This is a genomic window from Streptomyces sp. NPDC053367 (genome assembly GCF_044545925.1).
In the GTDB taxonomy this organism is placed as follows: domain Bacteria; phylum Actinomycetota; class Actinomycetes; order Streptomycetales; family Streptomycetaceae; genus Streptomyces.
Window position 1 is genome coordinate 182,495 of record NZ_JBITYN010000012.1, and the last position, 14,943, is coordinate 197,437.

General features: G+C 70.7%; 13 protein-coding genes. 8 read left to right on the forward strand and 5 right to left on the reverse strand.

The window, feature by feature from the left end:
* The first annotated feature begins 7 nt into the window (after positions 1–7).
* From ACIGXJ_RS31010 to ACIGXJ_RS31040, 7 genes are all read left to right on the forward strand, one after another.
* The gene (locus ACIGXJ_RS31010; RefSeq protein ID WP_003973453.1) at positions 8–421 is read left to right on the forward strand and encodes a roadblock/LC7 domain-containing protein; all 414 of its coding nucleotides are present in this window, start codon (positions 8–10) and stop codon (positions 419–421) included.
* Between the two features lie 114 nt (positions 422–535).
* Entirely contained in the window at positions 536–934 is a 399-nt protein-coding gene (locus tag ACIGXJ_RS31015; RefSeq protein ID WP_399652334.1) for a DUF742 domain-containing protein, read from the forward strand.
* A complete protein-coding gene (locus ACIGXJ_RS31020) occupies positions 915–1,505 on the forward strand; it encodes a GTP-binding protein (RefSeq protein WP_399652336.1) in 591 nt (196 codons plus the stop codon). Before ACIGXJ_RS31015 ends, ACIGXJ_RS31020 begins: the two co-directional genes overlap by 20 nt.
* A gap of 388 nt (positions 1,506–1,893) precedes the next feature.
* Positions 1,894–5,139 carry a nitrate- and nitrite sensing domain-containing protein gene (locus tag ACIGXJ_RS31025; protein ID WP_399652339.1) on the forward strand — a complete coding sequence of 1,082 codons (3,246 nt, stop codon included), beginning with the start codon at positions 1,894–1,896 and terminating at the stop codon, positions 5,137–5,139.
* 10 nt (positions 5,140–5,149) lie between these two features.
* Complete coding sequence (locus tag ACIGXJ_RS31030; RefSeq protein ID WP_004983065.1) at positions 5,150–5,563, forward strand: roadblock/LC7 domain-containing protein; 414 nt, start codon at positions 5,150–5,152, stop codon at positions 5,561–5,563.
* A 94-nt stretch (positions 5,564–5,657) separates the two neighbouring features.
* Positions 5,658–6,227 carry a DUF742 domain-containing protein gene (locus ACIGXJ_RS31035; RefSeq protein ID WP_399652342.1) on the forward strand — a complete coding sequence of 190 codons (570 nt, stop codon included), beginning with the start codon at positions 5,658–5,660 and terminating at the stop codon, positions 6,225–6,227.
* Positions 6,208–6,789, forward strand: coding sequence for a GTP-binding protein (locus tag ACIGXJ_RS31040; protein ID WP_399652345.1), 582 nt, complete (start codon positions 6,208–6,210; stop codon positions 6,787–6,789). The genes ACIGXJ_RS31035 and ACIGXJ_RS31040 overlap by 20 nt, the downstream gene beginning before the upstream one ends.
* A 203-nt stretch (positions 6,790–6,992) precedes the next feature.
* On the opposite strand, the gene ACIGXJ_RS31045 is transcribed toward ACIGXJ_RS31040, so the two are convergent.
* Complete coding sequence (locus tag ACIGXJ_RS31045; RefSeq protein WP_399652347.1) at positions 6,993–7,184, reverse strand: acyl-CoA carboxylase subunit epsilon; 192 nt, start codon at positions 7,182–7,184, stop codon at positions 6,993–6,995.
* 57 nt (positions 7,185–7,241) lie between these two features.
* Positions 7,242–8,825: an acyl-CoA carboxylase subunit beta gene (locus tag ACIGXJ_RS31050; RefSeq protein WP_399652350.1), complete on the reverse strand. Its 1,584-nt coding sequence runs from the start codon at positions 8,823–8,825 to the stop codon at positions 7,242–7,244.
* A 308-nt stretch (positions 8,826–9,133) separates the two neighbouring features.
* Between ACIGXJ_RS31050 and ACIGXJ_RS31055 the strand changes: the two genes are divergently transcribed.
* Positions 9,134–9,742, forward strand: coding sequence for a YceI family protein (locus ACIGXJ_RS31055; protein ID WP_399652352.1), 609 nt, complete (start codon positions 9,134–9,136; stop codon positions 9,740–9,742).
* 66 nt (positions 9,743–9,808) lie between these two features.
* Here the strand turns inward: ACIGXJ_RS31055 and ACIGXJ_RS31060 are convergent, their stop codons facing one another.
* From ACIGXJ_RS31060 to ACIGXJ_RS31070, 3 genes are read right to left on the reverse strand one after another with little or no spacing between them, the layout of a single operon-like run.
* Positions 9,809–10,369, reverse strand: a complete 561-nt coding sequence (locus ACIGXJ_RS31060; protein ID WP_399652355.1) for a YdeI family protein — start codon at positions 10,367–10,369, stop codon at positions 9,809–9,811.
* Positions 10,370–10,421: 52 nt separating this feature from the next.
* On the reverse strand, positions 10,422–11,789 hold the full coding sequence (locus ACIGXJ_RS31065) for a hypothetical protein (RefSeq protein WP_399652357.1): 1,368 nt from the start codon (positions 11,787–11,789) through the stop codon (positions 10,422–10,424).
* Positions 11,790–11,839: 50 nt separating this feature from the next.
* Complete coding sequence (locus ACIGXJ_RS31070; RefSeq protein ID WP_399652359.1) at positions 11,840–14,863, reverse strand: glycoside hydrolase family 3 protein; 3,024 nt, start codon at positions 14,861–14,863, stop codon at positions 11,840–11,842.
* Positions 14,864–14,943 lie beyond the last annotated feature (80 nt).

Consider the following 14,943-nt stretch of genomic DNA (forward strand, 5'->3'; position numbering starts at 1 on the left):
GAGCCAGATGAGCCAGGCAGCACAGAACCTCAACTGGTTGATCACCAACTTCGTTGACAACACCCCCGGTGTGTCCCACACCGTCGTGGTGTCCGCAGACGGCCTGCTCCTCGCCATGTCCGAGGGATTCCCGCGCGACCGCGCCGACCAGCTGGCGGCCGTCGCGTCGGGTCTCACCTCGCTGACGGCCGGGGCCTCCCGGATCTTCGAGGGCGGCAACGTGGCGCAGACCGTCGTCGAGATGGAGCGAGGGTTCCTCTTCCTCATGTCCGTCTCGGACGGCTCGTCGCTCGCCGTGCTCGCGCACCCCGAGTGCGACATCGGTCTGGTGGGCTACGAGATGGCGCTCCTCGTGGACCGTGCGGGTGCGGTGCTCACGCCCGACCTGCGCGCCGAGCTCCAGGGCAGTCTGCTTCACTGATCAGCCCGAGATCCATACGCCTCACCAAATCACCGTTCGGCCGACACAATCCCCCCACCGGCCCTGCTCAGACGGCACGACCGACCGAGACATGCTGTCCCGCCCGGAGGATTCATGACCCCGCCCACCGCCTCTCATGATCCGTACGCAGACGATCCGTACGGGGACGAGGGCGACCAGCCGCTGGTTAGGCCGTACGCGATGACCGGCGGCCGGACCCGGCCGCGCTACCAGCTCGCCATCGAGGCGCTGATCAGCACCACGGCCGACCCGGCAGCGCTGATGGGGCTCCTGCCGGAGCACCAGCGCATCTGCCATCTGTGCCGTGAGGTGAAGTCGGTCGCGGAGGTCTCGGCGCTGCTCTCCATGCCGCTCGGCGTGGCGCGGATCCTCGTGGCCGACCTTGCCGAGGCCGGCCTGGTCGCCATCCACCAGCCGGGTGGCGACGAAACCACCGGTGCGCCGGACGTGACACTGCTCGAAAGGGTGCTCAGTGGACTTCGCAAGCTCTAGCGGCGGTCCGGTCTCCACCGGACGGTCCACCACCTCCGCGAAGATCGTGGTGGCGGGTGGCTTCGGCGTGGGCAAGACCACGTTCGTCGGCGCCGTCTCGGAGATCAACCCGCTGCGCACGGAGGCCGTGATGACGTCCGCGAGCGCGGGCATCGACGACCTCACCCACACCGGGGACAAGACGACCACCACGGTCGCCATGGACTTCGGCCGTATCACCCTGGACCAGGACCTGATCCTGTACCTGTTCGGCACGCCCGGTCAGGACCGGTTCTGGTTCATGTGGGACGACCTGGTGCGCGGCGCGATCGGCGCGGTCGTGCTGGTCGACACCCGGCGCCTGGCGGACTGCTTCCCGGCGGTGGACTACTTCGAGAACAGCGGGCTGCCGTTCGTGGTGGCGCTCAACGGGTTCGACGGCCACCAGCCGTACCACCCGGAGGAGGTCCGCGAGGCCCTGCAGATCGGCCCGGACACCCCCATCATCACCACCGACGCCCGGCACCGGGCGGACGCGAAGTCCGCGCTGATCACGCTGGTGGAGCACGCTCTGATGGCACGCCTGCGGTAGCAGCCAAATCGTCAGTTCCGTGGGGCAGTTGTACAGCTGTCGTCGTAGACGCTTTGGAGCCGGCTGTGGCTTTTGACACGGCCGGCTCCGGTGTTCATAACGTTTCGGCAGAGGAATCGGCAACCGCCACCACGCGTCGCGGTCGGCCGGTCTCGCTGTGCTCACGAAAGCCCCGTCTTTTGACGGGGCTCGCTCTTTTTGACCGTTTTATCTGGCGCTTACAAGATCCCGATCCGGCGCTTCCCCATGTTTGGAACTGCACTGGTTGACGTGCTGGAATGCCTGAACTGCCCATTAGTCAAAGACGTACTCCGTGGTCGATGACGAACCGGGCTCTGAGACACTGCGGCACGACGTAGGTGCCCGCCGCCGAGAGGTTGTTGGTCGAGTGAGGCGAAGCAAGAACGGTCCCGAGCCGCCTGCGCGGGGCAACTTCACCCCGCCGCCGCGCGGAGCGGCGCCCGCCCCCGTGCCCGGCTCGGAGCCCGCGGCCGCCCCCGTCGAGAGCGGCGGCCGGCTGTCCCCGCGCAACTGGCGGGTGCCGACCCGGCTGAACGCGATCCTGCTCATACCCGTGCTGGTCGGCCTCGTCATGGGCGGCTTCCAGGTCAAGAGCTCGATCGACACCTGGCAGGACGCCGAGGACGCCGAGAAGGTCGCCCTTCTCGTGCGCGCCGCCGACGAGTACGGCCAGGCCCTGCTCGACGAGCGTGACCTGAGTGCCCCCGACCTGCTGGCCGGCAAGGGCGTCACGGACGACGTCGAGAAGCTGCGGGCCGTGACCGACGCGGCGAAGCAGAACTTCGACGAGGCCGCCCAGGACCTTCCGCAGACGGCGTCGCTGAAGCGCCGCATGGAGCTGTTCCAGTCCAACGAGAGCAAGCTCGACGCGCTGCGCAAGGCCGCCTACACCGAGGCCATGGACCCGGTGAAGACGGAGGAGGGCTACGTCGCCGTCCAGCACGGTCTGATGGAGTTCGCCAACGAGCTCAGCCTCGGCACCGGCAACGTCACCAGCTACGGCCGTACCGTGTACGCCGTCTCGCTCGCCAAGGCCGCCGCCTCGCTGCAGCGCTCGATCGGCACGCACCTGCTGCTGCGCCCGAGCGACAAGGCCGAGGTGGCCCAGCAGCAGCGGGTGTCGCTGGTCTCCTACCGCTACCTCGAGGGCATCGCGGTCAACGAGTTCGTCTCCGGCGCCACCCAGGCCGACGTCGACCGGCTCGACGAGGTCATGGCCGAGCAGCGCAAGGCCGTCGGTGACAAGGGCACCGCGGTCGACGCCGGCCAGACCTCCTCCACGCAGGGCGGCGCCTACTCCGCCATGCCCGCCGCCGACCGTATGGTCCAGGGCATCGCCTCCGGCGCCTTCAGCAGCGAGGAGCTGGCGCAGAAGGGCGTCACCGTCCAGAACTGGATGGGGGCCTCCACCGCGAAGTTCGAGGGCTACAACACGGTCGAGACCGAGCTCGTGGACAAGGCGGTGGACGAGGCCCAGGCGATCGCCGACGACGCCAAGCAGGACGCGTTCGTCACCGGCGGCATCGTCGTCATCGCCCTGCTCGCCGCGTTCATCCTGGCCGGCATGGTCGCCCGCCAGATGAGCCGCTCGATGCGCCAGCTGCGCAACGCCGCCTTCGGCATCGCCGAGCAGCGTCTGCCGATGCTGGTCGACCAGCTCTCGCGCACCGACCCCGGCCGGGTCGACACCCGGGTCGCGCCGATCCCGATCACCACCACCGACGAGATCGGCGAGGTCGCCCGCGCCTTCGACCAGGTCCACCGCGAGGCGGTCCGCCTGGCCGCCGAGCAGGCCCTGCTGCGGGGCAACATCAACGCGATCTTCACCAACCTCTCGCGCCGCAACCAGTCGCTGATCGAGGGCCAGCTGACCCTGATCACCGAGCTGGAGAACAACGAGGCCGACCCGGACCAGCTGGAGAACCTCTTCAGGCTGGACCACCTGGCGACCCGTATGCGCCGCAACGGCGAGAACCTCCTGGTCCTCGCCGGCGAGGAGCCCGGCCGCCGCTGGGACCAGCCGGTCCCGCTGGTGGACGTGCTGCGCGCCGCCTCCTCCGAGGTGGAGCAGTACGAGCGCATCGAGCTGTCCGGCGTCCCCGAGGCCGACATCCACGGCCGCGCGGTCACCGACCTCGTGCACCTGCTCGCGGAGCTGCTGGAGAACGCGACGACGTTCTCCTCCCCGCAGACCAAGGTCCGCGTCACCGCGACCCGTCTCCCCGACGGCCGCGTCATGATCGAGATCCACGACAAGGGCATCGGCCTCACGGCCGAGGACTTCGCGGACATCAACCACAAGCTGGCGAACCCGCCGACCGTGGACGCCGCGATCTCCCAGCGCATGGGTCTGTTCGTGGTCGGCCGGCTGTCCGACCGGCACGGCATCCGGGTCCAGCTGCGCCCCTCGGGAGAGCAGGCCGGTACGACGTCGCTGGTCATGCTGCCGGACGCGATCACGCACGGTGGCGGTGGCGAGCCGGCGGTGGAGCGCGACGAGTTCACGGTCTCGCAGATCATCCCGGAGCAGCAGTTCCGCGGCGAGGACTTCAGCCAGGCCCCGCCGATGCGCACGGCCGCCGAGCTCGGCTTCGACGACAGTCGTTACACCGAGGTCCCCGACGACATCCGTGAGCTGGACCCGGTGGGCCGCTCCCTGATGCGCGAGGAGCGCCGCGCGGCCCTGGAGGCCCAGACGCACGGCCCGCAGCCGTCGCAGGACCCCTCCGAGTCGTCGGCGTACGACGAGTTCGCCGGTCAGGGCTACGCGGGCGGCCAGAACGGCTACCCGGACGACTCCGGCGCGTACGGGCAGCAGCCGTCGTACGACGAGCAGCAGCACCAGCCCGCCTACGACGAGCAGCAGTACTACGCCCCCAACGGCGGCCTGCCGCAGGGCGACGGTTTCCCGTCCTCCGGCGGCTACCCCGAGCCGGGCTATACGGAGGGCGGCCAGGACCAGCACGCGTCGGTGCCCGCCTCCGGCCAGGACGGCTACTCGGGCTACGAGGAGCAGTCCTACCAGGCGGACTGGCAGCAGCAGGACGGCTACCGGAACGGCTACCCGGACCAGTACGCTCCGCAAGCGGAATCTGCACAGGCCGCTGACGCGGGCGAGCGGGACCGCGTAGGCTTCGACCGTCCGGATGCGGCTTCCTCCACCGGGCACGCGCTGACCGACGCCGGACTTCCGCGCCGCGGGTCCACCGGCTCCACCGACGCCGGGCTCCCCCGTCGCGGGGCCACGGGCGGCAGCGCGAACGGCGCCCGGCCCGCGGACCGGGAGCCTCCGGCCTCCGCGCCGGAGAGCAACGGCGACAGCAACTGGCGCTCGGCGAACGACGAGCGCTGGCAGCAGGCCGCGCAGCTGAGGAAGCCCAAGGCGGGCGGGGTCACCTCCTCCGGCCTGCCGAGGCGGGTGCCCAAGGCCAATCTGGTCGAGGGCACCGCGGAATCGACCCCGCAGGGCGGCCCACAGGTCTCCCGCGCCCCCGAGGACGTCCGGGGCAGGCTGAGCAACCTGCGCCGGGGTGTCCAGCGGGGACGCAGCGCAGGAAGTGAAACGAACGGCCAGGGCTTCGGTCCTGACAGCACCTACAACCAGGAGCGTTAGTGTGAGCCCGATGAGCCAGGCGGCACAGAACCTGAACTGGTTGATCACCAACTTCGTGGACAACACCCCCGGGGTGTCCCACACCGTGGTGGTCTCCGCCGACGGACTCCTTCTGGCGATGTCCGAAGGCTTCCCCCGCGACCGCGCCGACCAGCTCGCGGCCGTCGCCTCCGGTCTGACCTCGCTGACCGCCGGTGCCTCGCGCATCTTCGAGGGCGGCAGCGTGAACCAGACGGTTGTGGAGATGGAGCGGGGATTCCTCTTCATCATGTCCATCTCCGACGGTTCGTCGCTCGCGGTGCTGGCCCACCCGGAAGCGGACATCGGCCTCATTGGGTACGAGATGGCCCTTCTGGTGGACCGCGCGGGCACGGTCCTCACCCCGGACCTGCGGGCGGAGCTCCAGGGGAGCCTGCTCAACTGACAGAGGGACGGTGCGTTTTCGCCTCCCGAGACCGTAAGGTTTCGGGACGCGGCTCCACATGGATGGGTGCCCGGCACAGTCGGAGGAGGAAGAAGTGGCAACACCCCCAGGCGGTTCACCGGGTAACTGGTCGTACGACCCTGCCCAGGGTCACGGCGACGGTTCCCAGAACCGGTACGACTTCCCCTCCGCGCCGGGTCATCCGCAGCCGTACGTTCCGCAGGGCCCCGGCCCTTCGCCGTACGACCAGCCGCAGTCACCGCGCATCCAGCCGGTGCAGCCGCAGCGACGTGCCCCTGAGCCGGCGCCCGCCGGGGCGTCGAACAACCCCCTGGTGCGTCCGTACGCCATGACGGGCGGCCGCACCAGGCCGCGGTACCAGCTCGCCATCGAGGCGCTGGTGCACACCACCGCGGCTCCGCACCAGATGCAGGGCCAGCTGCCCGAGCATCAGCGGATCTGCAATCTGTGCCGGGAGATCAAGTCGGTGGCCGAGATCTCGGCCCTGCTCACGATTCCCCTCGGCGTGGCCAGGATCCTCGTCGCCGACTTGGCGGAGGCGGGCCTGGTCGCCATCCATCAGCCCGGCGGCGCCGAGAACGCCGGCGGCCAGCCAGACGTGACACTGCTCGAAAGGGTGCTCAGTGGACTTCGCAAGCTCTAGCGGCGGTCCTTCCCGCTCCACCACCTCCGCGAAGATCGTGGTGGCGGGCGGCTTCGGCGTGGGCAAGACCACGTTCGTCGGCGCCGTCTCGGAGATCAACCCGCTGCGCACAGAGGCCGTCATGACGTCCGCTTCGGCAGGCATCGACGACCTCACCCACACCGGGGACAAGACGACCACCACGGTCGCCATGGACTTCGGCCGCATCACCCTCGACCAGGACCTGATCCTGTACCTCTTCGGTACACCCGGCCAGGACCGGTTCTGGTTCATGTGGGACGACCTGGTGCGCGGCGCGATCGGCGCGATCGTGCTCGTGGACACCCGGCGCCTCGCCGACTGCTTCCCGGCCGTCGACTACTTCGAGAACAGCGGGCTGCCGTTCGTCATCGCCCTCAACGGCTTCGACGGCAATCAGCCGTACCAGCCGGAGGAGGTCCGCGAGGCCCTGCAGATCGGCCCGGACACCCCCATCATCACCACCGACGCCCGGCACCGCGCCGACGCGAAGTCCGCGCTGATCACGTTGGTGGAGCACGCGCTGATGGCGCGGCTTCGGTAGGAAGGCCTCGGCCACCGAGCTGCCGTGGACGGTCGTACGCCGTCTGCGGCAGCTCTTCGGCTTCTCGCGCCCGCGCGCCGGAGCCGCATGTCGCCGGAGCCGCATGTCGATGGAGCCGCATGTCGATACGGCCCCGCGCCCTTGGACGAAAAGAAGCAGGGCCCCTCTCTTGTGAGAGGGGCCCTGCTTCGTTCTTCTGCGTCCTATCGCCAGCTGTGCGGGGCGCGGAAGCCGGGCTCGCGCTCCAGGCGGCGCCAGCCGGCCTTCGCGCGGCCGCGGTGGGCCGGGGTGGGGGTCGGCTGGGAGGCGGCGCGGGCCAGGAGGATGGCCGTGAGGGCGGCGACTTCCTCGGGCTCGGCGTGGCCCTTCTCGACACGGATGTCAGGGAGGTTCATGGGTGTCAGTCTCCATGGATGAGGTTTCCGCAGGGGTACGGCGGTCGAACCGCCGGGTTACTGCGGGGGGTTGCCGTGCTTGCGGGACGGCAGGTCGGCGTGCTTGGTGTGGAGCATCGCCAGGGACCGGATGAGCACCTCGCGGGTCTCGGCCGGGTCGATGACGTCGTCCACGAGGCCGCGCTCGGCCGCGTAGTACGGGTGCATCAGCTCGGCCTTGTACTCCTTGACCATCTTCTGCCGCATGGCCTCGGGGTCCTCGGCGTCGGCGATCTGCCGCCGGAAGATGACGTTGGCGGCACCCTCGGCGCCCATCACGGCGATCTCGTTCGTCGGCCAGGCGTAGGTGAGGTCGGCGCCGATGGACTGGCTGTCCATGACGATGTAGGCACCTCCGTACGCCTTGCGCAGGATCAGGCTGATCCTCGGCACGGTGGCGTTGCAGTAGGCGTAGAGGAGCTTGGCGCCGTGCCGGATGATCCCACCGTGCTCCTGGTCCACACCAGGCAGGAAGCCGGGGACGTCCAGAAGGGTGACGATCGGGATGTTGAAGGCGTCGCACATCTGGACGAAACGCGCGGCCTTCTCCGACGCCTCGATGTCCAGGACACCGGCGAGGGTCTGCGGCTGGTTGGCGACGATGCCGACTACCTGGCCGTCCAGGCGGGCCAGCGCGCAGATGATGTTGCGGGCCCAGCGCTCGTGGACCTCCAGGTACTCGCCGTCGTCGACGATCTCCTCGATGACCTTGGCCATGTCGTACGGCCGGTTGCCGTCGGCCGGGACGAGGTCGAGCAGGACGTCCGAGCGGCGGTCCGGCGCGTCCGCGGACTCCGCGCGCGGCGGGTTCTCGCGGTTGTTCTGCGGCAGGAGCGAGAGGAGGTAGCGCACCTCGGCGATGCACGTCTCCTCGTCGTCGTAGGCGAAGTGGCACACACCGCTGGTCTCGGCGTGCACGTCGGCGCCGCCGAGGCCGTTCTGGGTGATCTCCTCGCCGGTCACCGCCTTGACCACGTCCGGGCCGGTGATGAACATCTGCGAGGTCTCGCGGACCATGAACACGAAGTCCGTCAGGGCCGGCGAGTACGCCGCGCCGCCCGCGCACGGGCCGAGCATCACCGAGATCTGCGGGATGACACCGCTGGCCCGGGTGTTGCGCTGGAAGATGCCGCCGTAGCCGGCGAGGGCGCTGACGCCCTCCTGGATACGGGCGCCCGCCCCGTCGTTGAGGGACACGAGCGGGGCGCCGGCCGCGATGGCCATGTCCATGATCTTGTGGATCTTGGTGGCGTGGGCCTCGCCCAGCGCGCCGCCGAAGATCCGGAAGTCGTGCGCGTACACGAAGACCGTCCGGCCCTCGACCGTGCCCCAGCCGGTGATGACACCGTCGGTGTACGGCTTCTTCGCCTCCAGGCCGAAGCCCTGAGCGCGGTGCCGGCGCAGCTGCTCGACCTCCCGGAAGGAGCCGGGGTCCAGGAGCAGCTCGATACGCTCCCGCGCGGTCAGCTTGCCCTTGGCGTGCTGCGCCGCGGTCGCCTTCTCGCTCGGCCCGGCCAGCGCCTGCGCACGGATCTCGTGCAGCTCGGCGACCCGCCCGCGCGCGTCGGTGGGCTCACCCGTCGTCTCTTCCAAAACGGTCATGTAGTGACCTTACGAAGCCCACCAAGGATTGCGAGCCGTCGACTCTGTACAGTGTCCGGCCCGTTTTCCTGGTAGCACTGAACAGAACCAGAGGGCCGTGCAGGCGTTTCGACTGCTCAGAGGGCATAGGGGCTGTAGGGGTCCAACAAATGGAGATAGGGGTGGCGCGGCTCACCACCGTAGGCCATCCGCAGGAAACCGAACCCACCGCGGCAAAGCTGTTGAACTTTGAACGGAATAGGTCTACGGTCGTTCTCGTTGAGCTCGTTGAACATTCAACAGCTTCCGTCCCCTTCAAGGAGCACACCATGGGCATCTTCGGCCGCAAGGACAGCACCGAGACCACCACCGCCACCGCCGCCGCCGTGAACCCGGACCTGGCCGCGCTGACCGGCGACTACGGCATCGACGCCGCGCACAGCACGATCGGCTTCGTCGCCCGGCACGCGATGGTGACCAACGTCAAGGGCAAGTTCCTCGACTTCTCCGGCTCGCTGCACCTCGACGGCACGGACCCGGCCCGCTCCACGGCCTCGATCGACGTCAAGATGGAGAGCATCGACACCGGCAACGCCGACCGTGACGGTCACCTGAAGAGCGCCGACTTCTTCAAGACCGACGAGTTTCCGACGATGACCTTCCGTTCCACCGGGGCCGAGGCCCTCGGCGGTGACGACTACCGCATCACCGGCGACCTCTCGATCCTCGGTGTCACCCGGCCGATCAGCATCGACCTGGAGTTCAACGGCGCCGCGAAGGACCCCTTCGGCAACGAGCGCGTCGGCTTCGAGGGCAAGGCGGAGATCCTGCGCTCCGAGTTCGGCCTGACCTGGAACGCGGCCCTGGAGACCGGCGGCGTCCTCATCTCGGACAAGATCAAGCTGAACTTCGACATCTCGGCGATCAAGAACGCCTGACGCCTGAGCACCCCTGAGCGCGCCCGCCCTCATCCCCTGACCCGGGGAGGGCGGGCGCTCGGCGTGTCAGGACGCCTCCAGCCCGGCGACCGCCGCGGAGACCTGGGCGGCCCGCGCCTCGGGTGTACGGGCCCGGAGCAGGCCGAGCATGACCAGGTACCGGTCCGTTCTGCCGAGCCGCTCGAAGGCCGCCTTCGCACGAGGGCTGTCCTCCAGGGCCCGGACCAGTTCCTCGGGCACGGCCGCGTTCCTCTGCGACTCGTACGCGGCCTCCCAGCGCCCGTCCGCCCGGGCGGCGGCCACCTCGGCGAGCCCGGCGGGGCGCATCCGTCCCTCGGCGGTCAGCTCCGCCACGCGGCGCACATTGACCATGGACCACACGCTGCCCGGCCGCCGCGGGGTGATGCGCTGGAGGTAGTGAGAGGTGTCGAGCGCCCTGCGCCGGCCGGTGATCCAGCCGTGGCACAGGGCCACGTCGTTGACCTCGGCAGCCGTGACGGACCGCAGGCCCGATCCCTTCTTGGCCACCTTGACCCACAGGCCGGCATGCGGCGCGGGGTGCCGGGACAGCCAGGCGTCCAGGTCTGCGGGTGTCGCGAAGAAGAGGGCGTCGTCCTGGGGCGTCATAAGAGCACCGTAGACCGCCTACAGGTCGGTTCCTGTCCGCTTTCGGGGATCCTCAGAACCCGCCGCCGAAGTCCCCTCCCCCGCCGAAGTCCCCTCCTCCGCCGAAGTCGCCGCCGCCCCCGAAGCCCCCGCCGAAGTCGCCGGAGTCGAAGTCCGCGCCGGAGACGTCGCCGCCTTCGTAACCGCCGCCGCCGAAGTCGCCGTAACCGGCGCCGTAGTCGGTGGCGTACGCCGGAGTCGCCATGGCGCTGCCGAGCATCGTGCCGATGAGCAGGCCGGGCAGGAGCCCGCCGCCGAAGTAGCCGCCCGCCCAGGGGCCGTACGCGGGACCGGCGTCCCAGTAGGGGCGGCGGCCGGAGACGGTGTCCACCTCGCGGACCAGGGGATCGCGGCCGTCGGCGAGCCGGGCCCGGTCGGCGGCGCAGACCGGGACCTGCCGACTCGCGCCCGCCTGGGGCGTCCACTCCACGTCCGCCACCGAGGGACCGTGGCGCGGGTCGAAGAAGCAGGGCGGCCGGCGCTCGGGCAGCGGCCTGCCCTGACGGCGGGCCGCGAGCCGGGCCAGCGAGAAGCGGCCGTCCTCCAGGGCCTCGGTCACCGCGCGCACGTCCTCCGGCCTCTGGGCCTGCTCCATGAGCCGTTTCGCCTGCTCGTAGGAGTCCAGGGCATGGGCGTAGTCCTCGCGCATGGCGTCGTCGGCCCCGGGTTCGGAGGGGCGGAAGTCGAGGCGGTCCAGTTCCTCGCCGTAGGCGGTGATGTCCTCGTCGACGACGACCCGCAGCTTCTCCAGCGCCTCGCGCCGGGCCTCGTCGTGCCGGCGCCGGTTGCGGCGGACCAGGGCGTAGGCGCCGGCACCGCCCGCCGCGAGGACCGCGCCCAGGGCGACGAGCGTGCCGGCCGAGGCGCCGCCCTGGTCACCGGAGTCCCAGCCCGACGGGGCCGAGCCGCCCATGTTGGCGACGGCCCGGTCGGTGAAGTCGCCCAGCTGGACGGCGGCGTCGTCCACGCCCTGGACGCTTCGGACGAGATTGCGTACGGCGCCGCGCGACAGGACGGAGGAGTCGGCGCGGGCGTCGAAGCGGTCCCCGACGCGGATCGCGTACAGGCCGGTGATCCCGGTGGCGGTCCGCAGGTCCTGGAACAGCGTCCCCGTGGGCTGGTCGGCGGGCAGGACCGCGACGAACACCGGCTTGTCGGCGCCCTCGATCCTCTTCACCAGCGCCTCCGCGTCGGACTCGGAGAGCTGGTCCTGGGCCCCGGGGGCGACGTAGACGGGGCTCTCGCGGAGGGCCTCGGCGATCGTCGACACATCGGTGGCCGCACCGGCGGGCGGGGCGCCCGCCGTCAGCACAGTCAGGACGGCGAACGCCAGCGCGATCAGCAGTCCGGCGGGCCCTCGGGCCGATGGAACGACCTTCATACCATCGAAGCTACCCGAAGGTGCCCGAACCAGACATAACTCCTTTGTGGTCAGGCCGCCCGATAGGCGACCGTCAGCTTCGCCACGGCCGCCCCGTAGCGCCCGGTGAGCACCAGGTGCTCCGCCTCCGCGAAGGGCTTGGCGAGCGCGGCCGTGATGTGCTGCCCGGCCTTCGCCTGGACGATCAGCCGGGCCTTGGCGGCCAGCGCGCGGCCGGCCCCGTCCGCCCCGGCCCGCTCGGCCGCGGCCGCCGCCACCCCGAGGGCCCTCAGGGTCGCGGCCCCGCCGCCGGGCACCTTGCCTCCGGTGGTCAGGCCCCACCCGTAGGGGTACTGCGGGTCGTACGCCGAGTCGCCCACGTTGATCGGCAGCTGTGCCTCGGACTTCGGCCAGGTGACGGGCAGCTGTCCGGTGAAGGGGCGGCGTCCGTAGAGCACGTCCGCGACTCCGGCGCCCTCGGTGCCGGGCAGCCAGGACGCCACCAGCGCGTCGATGTCGCCGAGGCGGTCGCCGAGCAGCTGCGGACGCCCGGACACGATCAGCACCACGCACTTCATCGCCGCGCACACCGTGTCGACCGCGGCCTTGTCGACGGCGGACAGCTCCAGGTCGTGGCCGTTGCCGACATCGCCCATGCCCTCGGCGTACGGGGTCTCGCCGACGACGACCACACCGACGTCGTGGCCGGCGGTCGGCGCCGAGGCGTCCTTGGACCAGGTGACGTCCCCTCCGGCCTCGCGCAGCCCCTCGAGGACGGTCGTGCCGGGGGTGATGTCGCCGGACGCGCCCTGCCAGGTGATGGTCCAGCCGCCGGTCTGATTGCCGATGTCGTCGGCGTTGGACCCGGCGACGTAGACCTTCTGGCTCTTCCGCAGCGGCAGCAGGCCGCCGTCGTTCTTCAGCAGCACCTGGGACTTCGCCGCCGCCTCGCGGGCGACCGCGCGGTGGGCGGCCGAGCCGACGGCCGCGGCGCCGGAGGTGTCGGCGTACGGGTTCTCGAAGAGCCCCAGCCGGAACTTCTGGGTGAGGATGCGGGCCACGGCGTCGTCGATCCGCGACTCGGCGATCCGTCCGGCGCGGACCTCGGCGATCAGCGTCGTACGGAAGTCCTTGTAGGCGTACGGCACCATGATCATGTCGAGGCCCGCGTTGACGGACGTCCGCACGTCCGAGGCGAGGTCGCCGGGGATCTGGTCGATGGCGGCCCAGTCGCTGATGACGAAGCCGTCGAAGCCCATGCGGTCCTTCAGGACGCCGTTGATCATGTCGGCGCGGGCGTGCATCTTGACCGGCCCGCGGCCGTCCCCGATCAGGTCGAGGGAGGAGTAGGAGGGCATGACCGTGCCGACGCCGCGGTCGACGGCGCCCTGGTACGGCGCCAGGTGCACGGCCTCCAGTTCCTCGCGGGTGACCTTGGTGACGCCCTGGTCGATGGTGTAGCTGCCGGTGGTGGAGGAGCCGAAGGCGGTGCCACCGTCCCCGACGAAGTGCTTGGCCGTGGCGAGCACCTTGTCGTCCCGGTCCAGGTCGCTGCCGTCGGCGCGGCCCTGCAGGCCCTGGATCACCGTCTCCATCGACTCGACGAGCGCGGGGTCCTCGCCGAAGGACTCGTACGACCGGCCCCACCGCTCGTCGCGCGTCACGCACAGACAGGGCGCGAAGTCCCAGGGCACACCGGTCGCGCGGACCTCGGCCGCGGTCACCGCGCCGGTGCGGCGGGCGAGCCCGGGGTCACGGGCCGCGCCGATGCCGATGTTGTGCGGCATGACGGTGGCGCCGACCAGGTTGTTGTGGCCGTGCACCGCGTCCACGCCGTAGATCAGCGGGATCTGGAACCGGCCGGCCTGCGCGCGCAGCTGGAACCCGTCGATCATCCTGGCCCATGCCTCGGGGGTGTTGGGCGTCGGTGTGGAACCGCCGCCGGAGAGCAGCGAGCCGAGGCCCTGTGCGGCGATGTCCCCCGGCTCGGCGGTGACGGCACCGCGCTCGGCCTGGGTCATCTGGCCGGCCTTCTCCTCCAGGGACATCCGGGAGAGGAGATCGGCGACCCGCTTCGCGACCGGCAGCTTCGGGTCGAGGTACGGCAGCCCGTGCGCGTCGATGACGACCTGCGGGTCCTCGGCGGGGGCCTTGGCGCCGGTCACGGTGAGCCGCACCGCGACGGTCTCGGCGTGCTCGGCGGCGTCGTCGCGCAGGGTGGAGACGCGCAGGGTGCGGGTGGTGCCGCTCGGGGTGCCGGCGGGGAAGGTGACGGTCCCGGAGACCGGCGTGAAGTCCTTGCCGGGCTCGGCACCACCGGTCGCGGCGGTCTCGTAGGAGACGGTCACCGGCTCGTCGGTCGGGGCGCCGCCGAGGGTGCCGAGGGTCAGGCCGACGGTGGCGGTGCCGCCCTCCTCGACGGGGTGGACGGCGGCGTCGGTGGTGACGGAGACCCGCCTCGACTGGTCGGCGCGGCCGTACAGTTCGACGCCGTCCATCGAGAACTCGCCCTTGAGGCCCACCGGGAGGGTGAGGGCGTAGCCCCAGGTCTCGGTGAGGCCGAGGATCTGGTCGATGCCACCGACCGGTTGGTAGTCCGTGCGGTAGGTGAACGCGCTGAACGGCAGCTCGATCTGCTTCCAGCCGGTGAAGTCGTCGGCGAAGGACGTGGTCCACAGCTCGGACGCCTCGCCGTTCGCGCCGCCGTCCTTCAGCTCGAAGGCGATGCTCCGGCCGGTGCCGTGCCCCTCCCACCACAGGCGCACGCCCTTGTGGGCGGACCAGTCGTGGGCGGGCTCGGCGAAGGCGAAGTCGTGGGTGAAACCGCCCCAGCCGCTGATGTCGTAGGTCCCGGCGAGGACCTTGTCGCCCTCGGGGGCGTCGGGCCGGGCCCGGAGGGTGAGGGCGGGGTGGTCGTCGGTGTCGCTGCCCCAGGTGAAGAGGCCGCCGGCGGGGGGATCGGCGAAGGGCACCTCGCCCTCGAAGCGGTCGACGGGGACGGGGGCGGGGTCGTCGGCGGCCTGGGCGGCGTTGGCCGCGAGTGGCAGCAGGCCGGTGAGCAGGGTGGCGCAGGCGAGCAGGGCGGTTCTTCGCATGGAACGGTCCCTCGACTCTCGTCACGGCTTAGATCACGGCGTGAGTTAACTGGTGAAGCGGGGTGGCGTCAAGACTTCAC

Bases quoted from the DNA above. Each gene is read 5' to 3' on its own strand.
- ACIGXJ_RS31070 (WP_399652359.1), bottom strand. From the start codon at position 14,863: ATGCGAAGAACCGCCCTGCTCGCCTGCGCCACCCTGCTCACCGGCCTG.
- ACIGXJ_RS31045 (WP_399652347.1), bottom strand. From the start codon at position 7,184: ATGAACCTCCCTGACATCCGTGTCGAGAAGGGCCACGCCGAGCCCGAG.
- ACIGXJ_RS31010 (WP_003973453.1), top strand. From the start codon at position 8: ATGAGCCAGGCAGCACAGAACCTCAACTGGTTGATCACCAACTTCGTT.
- ACIGXJ_RS31055 (WP_399652352.1), top strand. From the start codon at position 9,134: ATGGGCATCTTCGGCCGCAAGGACAGCACCGAGACCACCACCGCCACC.
- ACIGXJ_RS31060 (WP_399652355.1), bottom strand. From the start codon at position 10,369: ATGACGCCCCAGGACGACGCCCTCTTCTTCGCGACACCCGCAGACCTG.
- ACIGXJ_RS31065 (WP_399652357.1), bottom strand. From the start codon at position 11,789: ATGAAGGTCGTTCCATCGGCCCGAGGGCCCGCCGGACTGCTGATCGCG.
- ACIGXJ_RS31015 (WP_399652334.1), top strand. From the start codon at position 536: ATGACCCCGCCCACCGCCTCTCATGATCCGTACGCAGACGATCCGTAC.
- ACIGXJ_RS31030 (WP_004983065.1), top strand. From the start codon at position 5,150: ATGAGCCAGGCGGCACAGAACCTGAACTGGTTGATCACCAACTTCGTG.
- ACIGXJ_RS31050 (WP_399652350.1), bottom strand. From the start codon at position 8,825: ATGACCGTTTTGGAAGAGACGACGGGTGAGCCCACCGACGCGCGCGGG.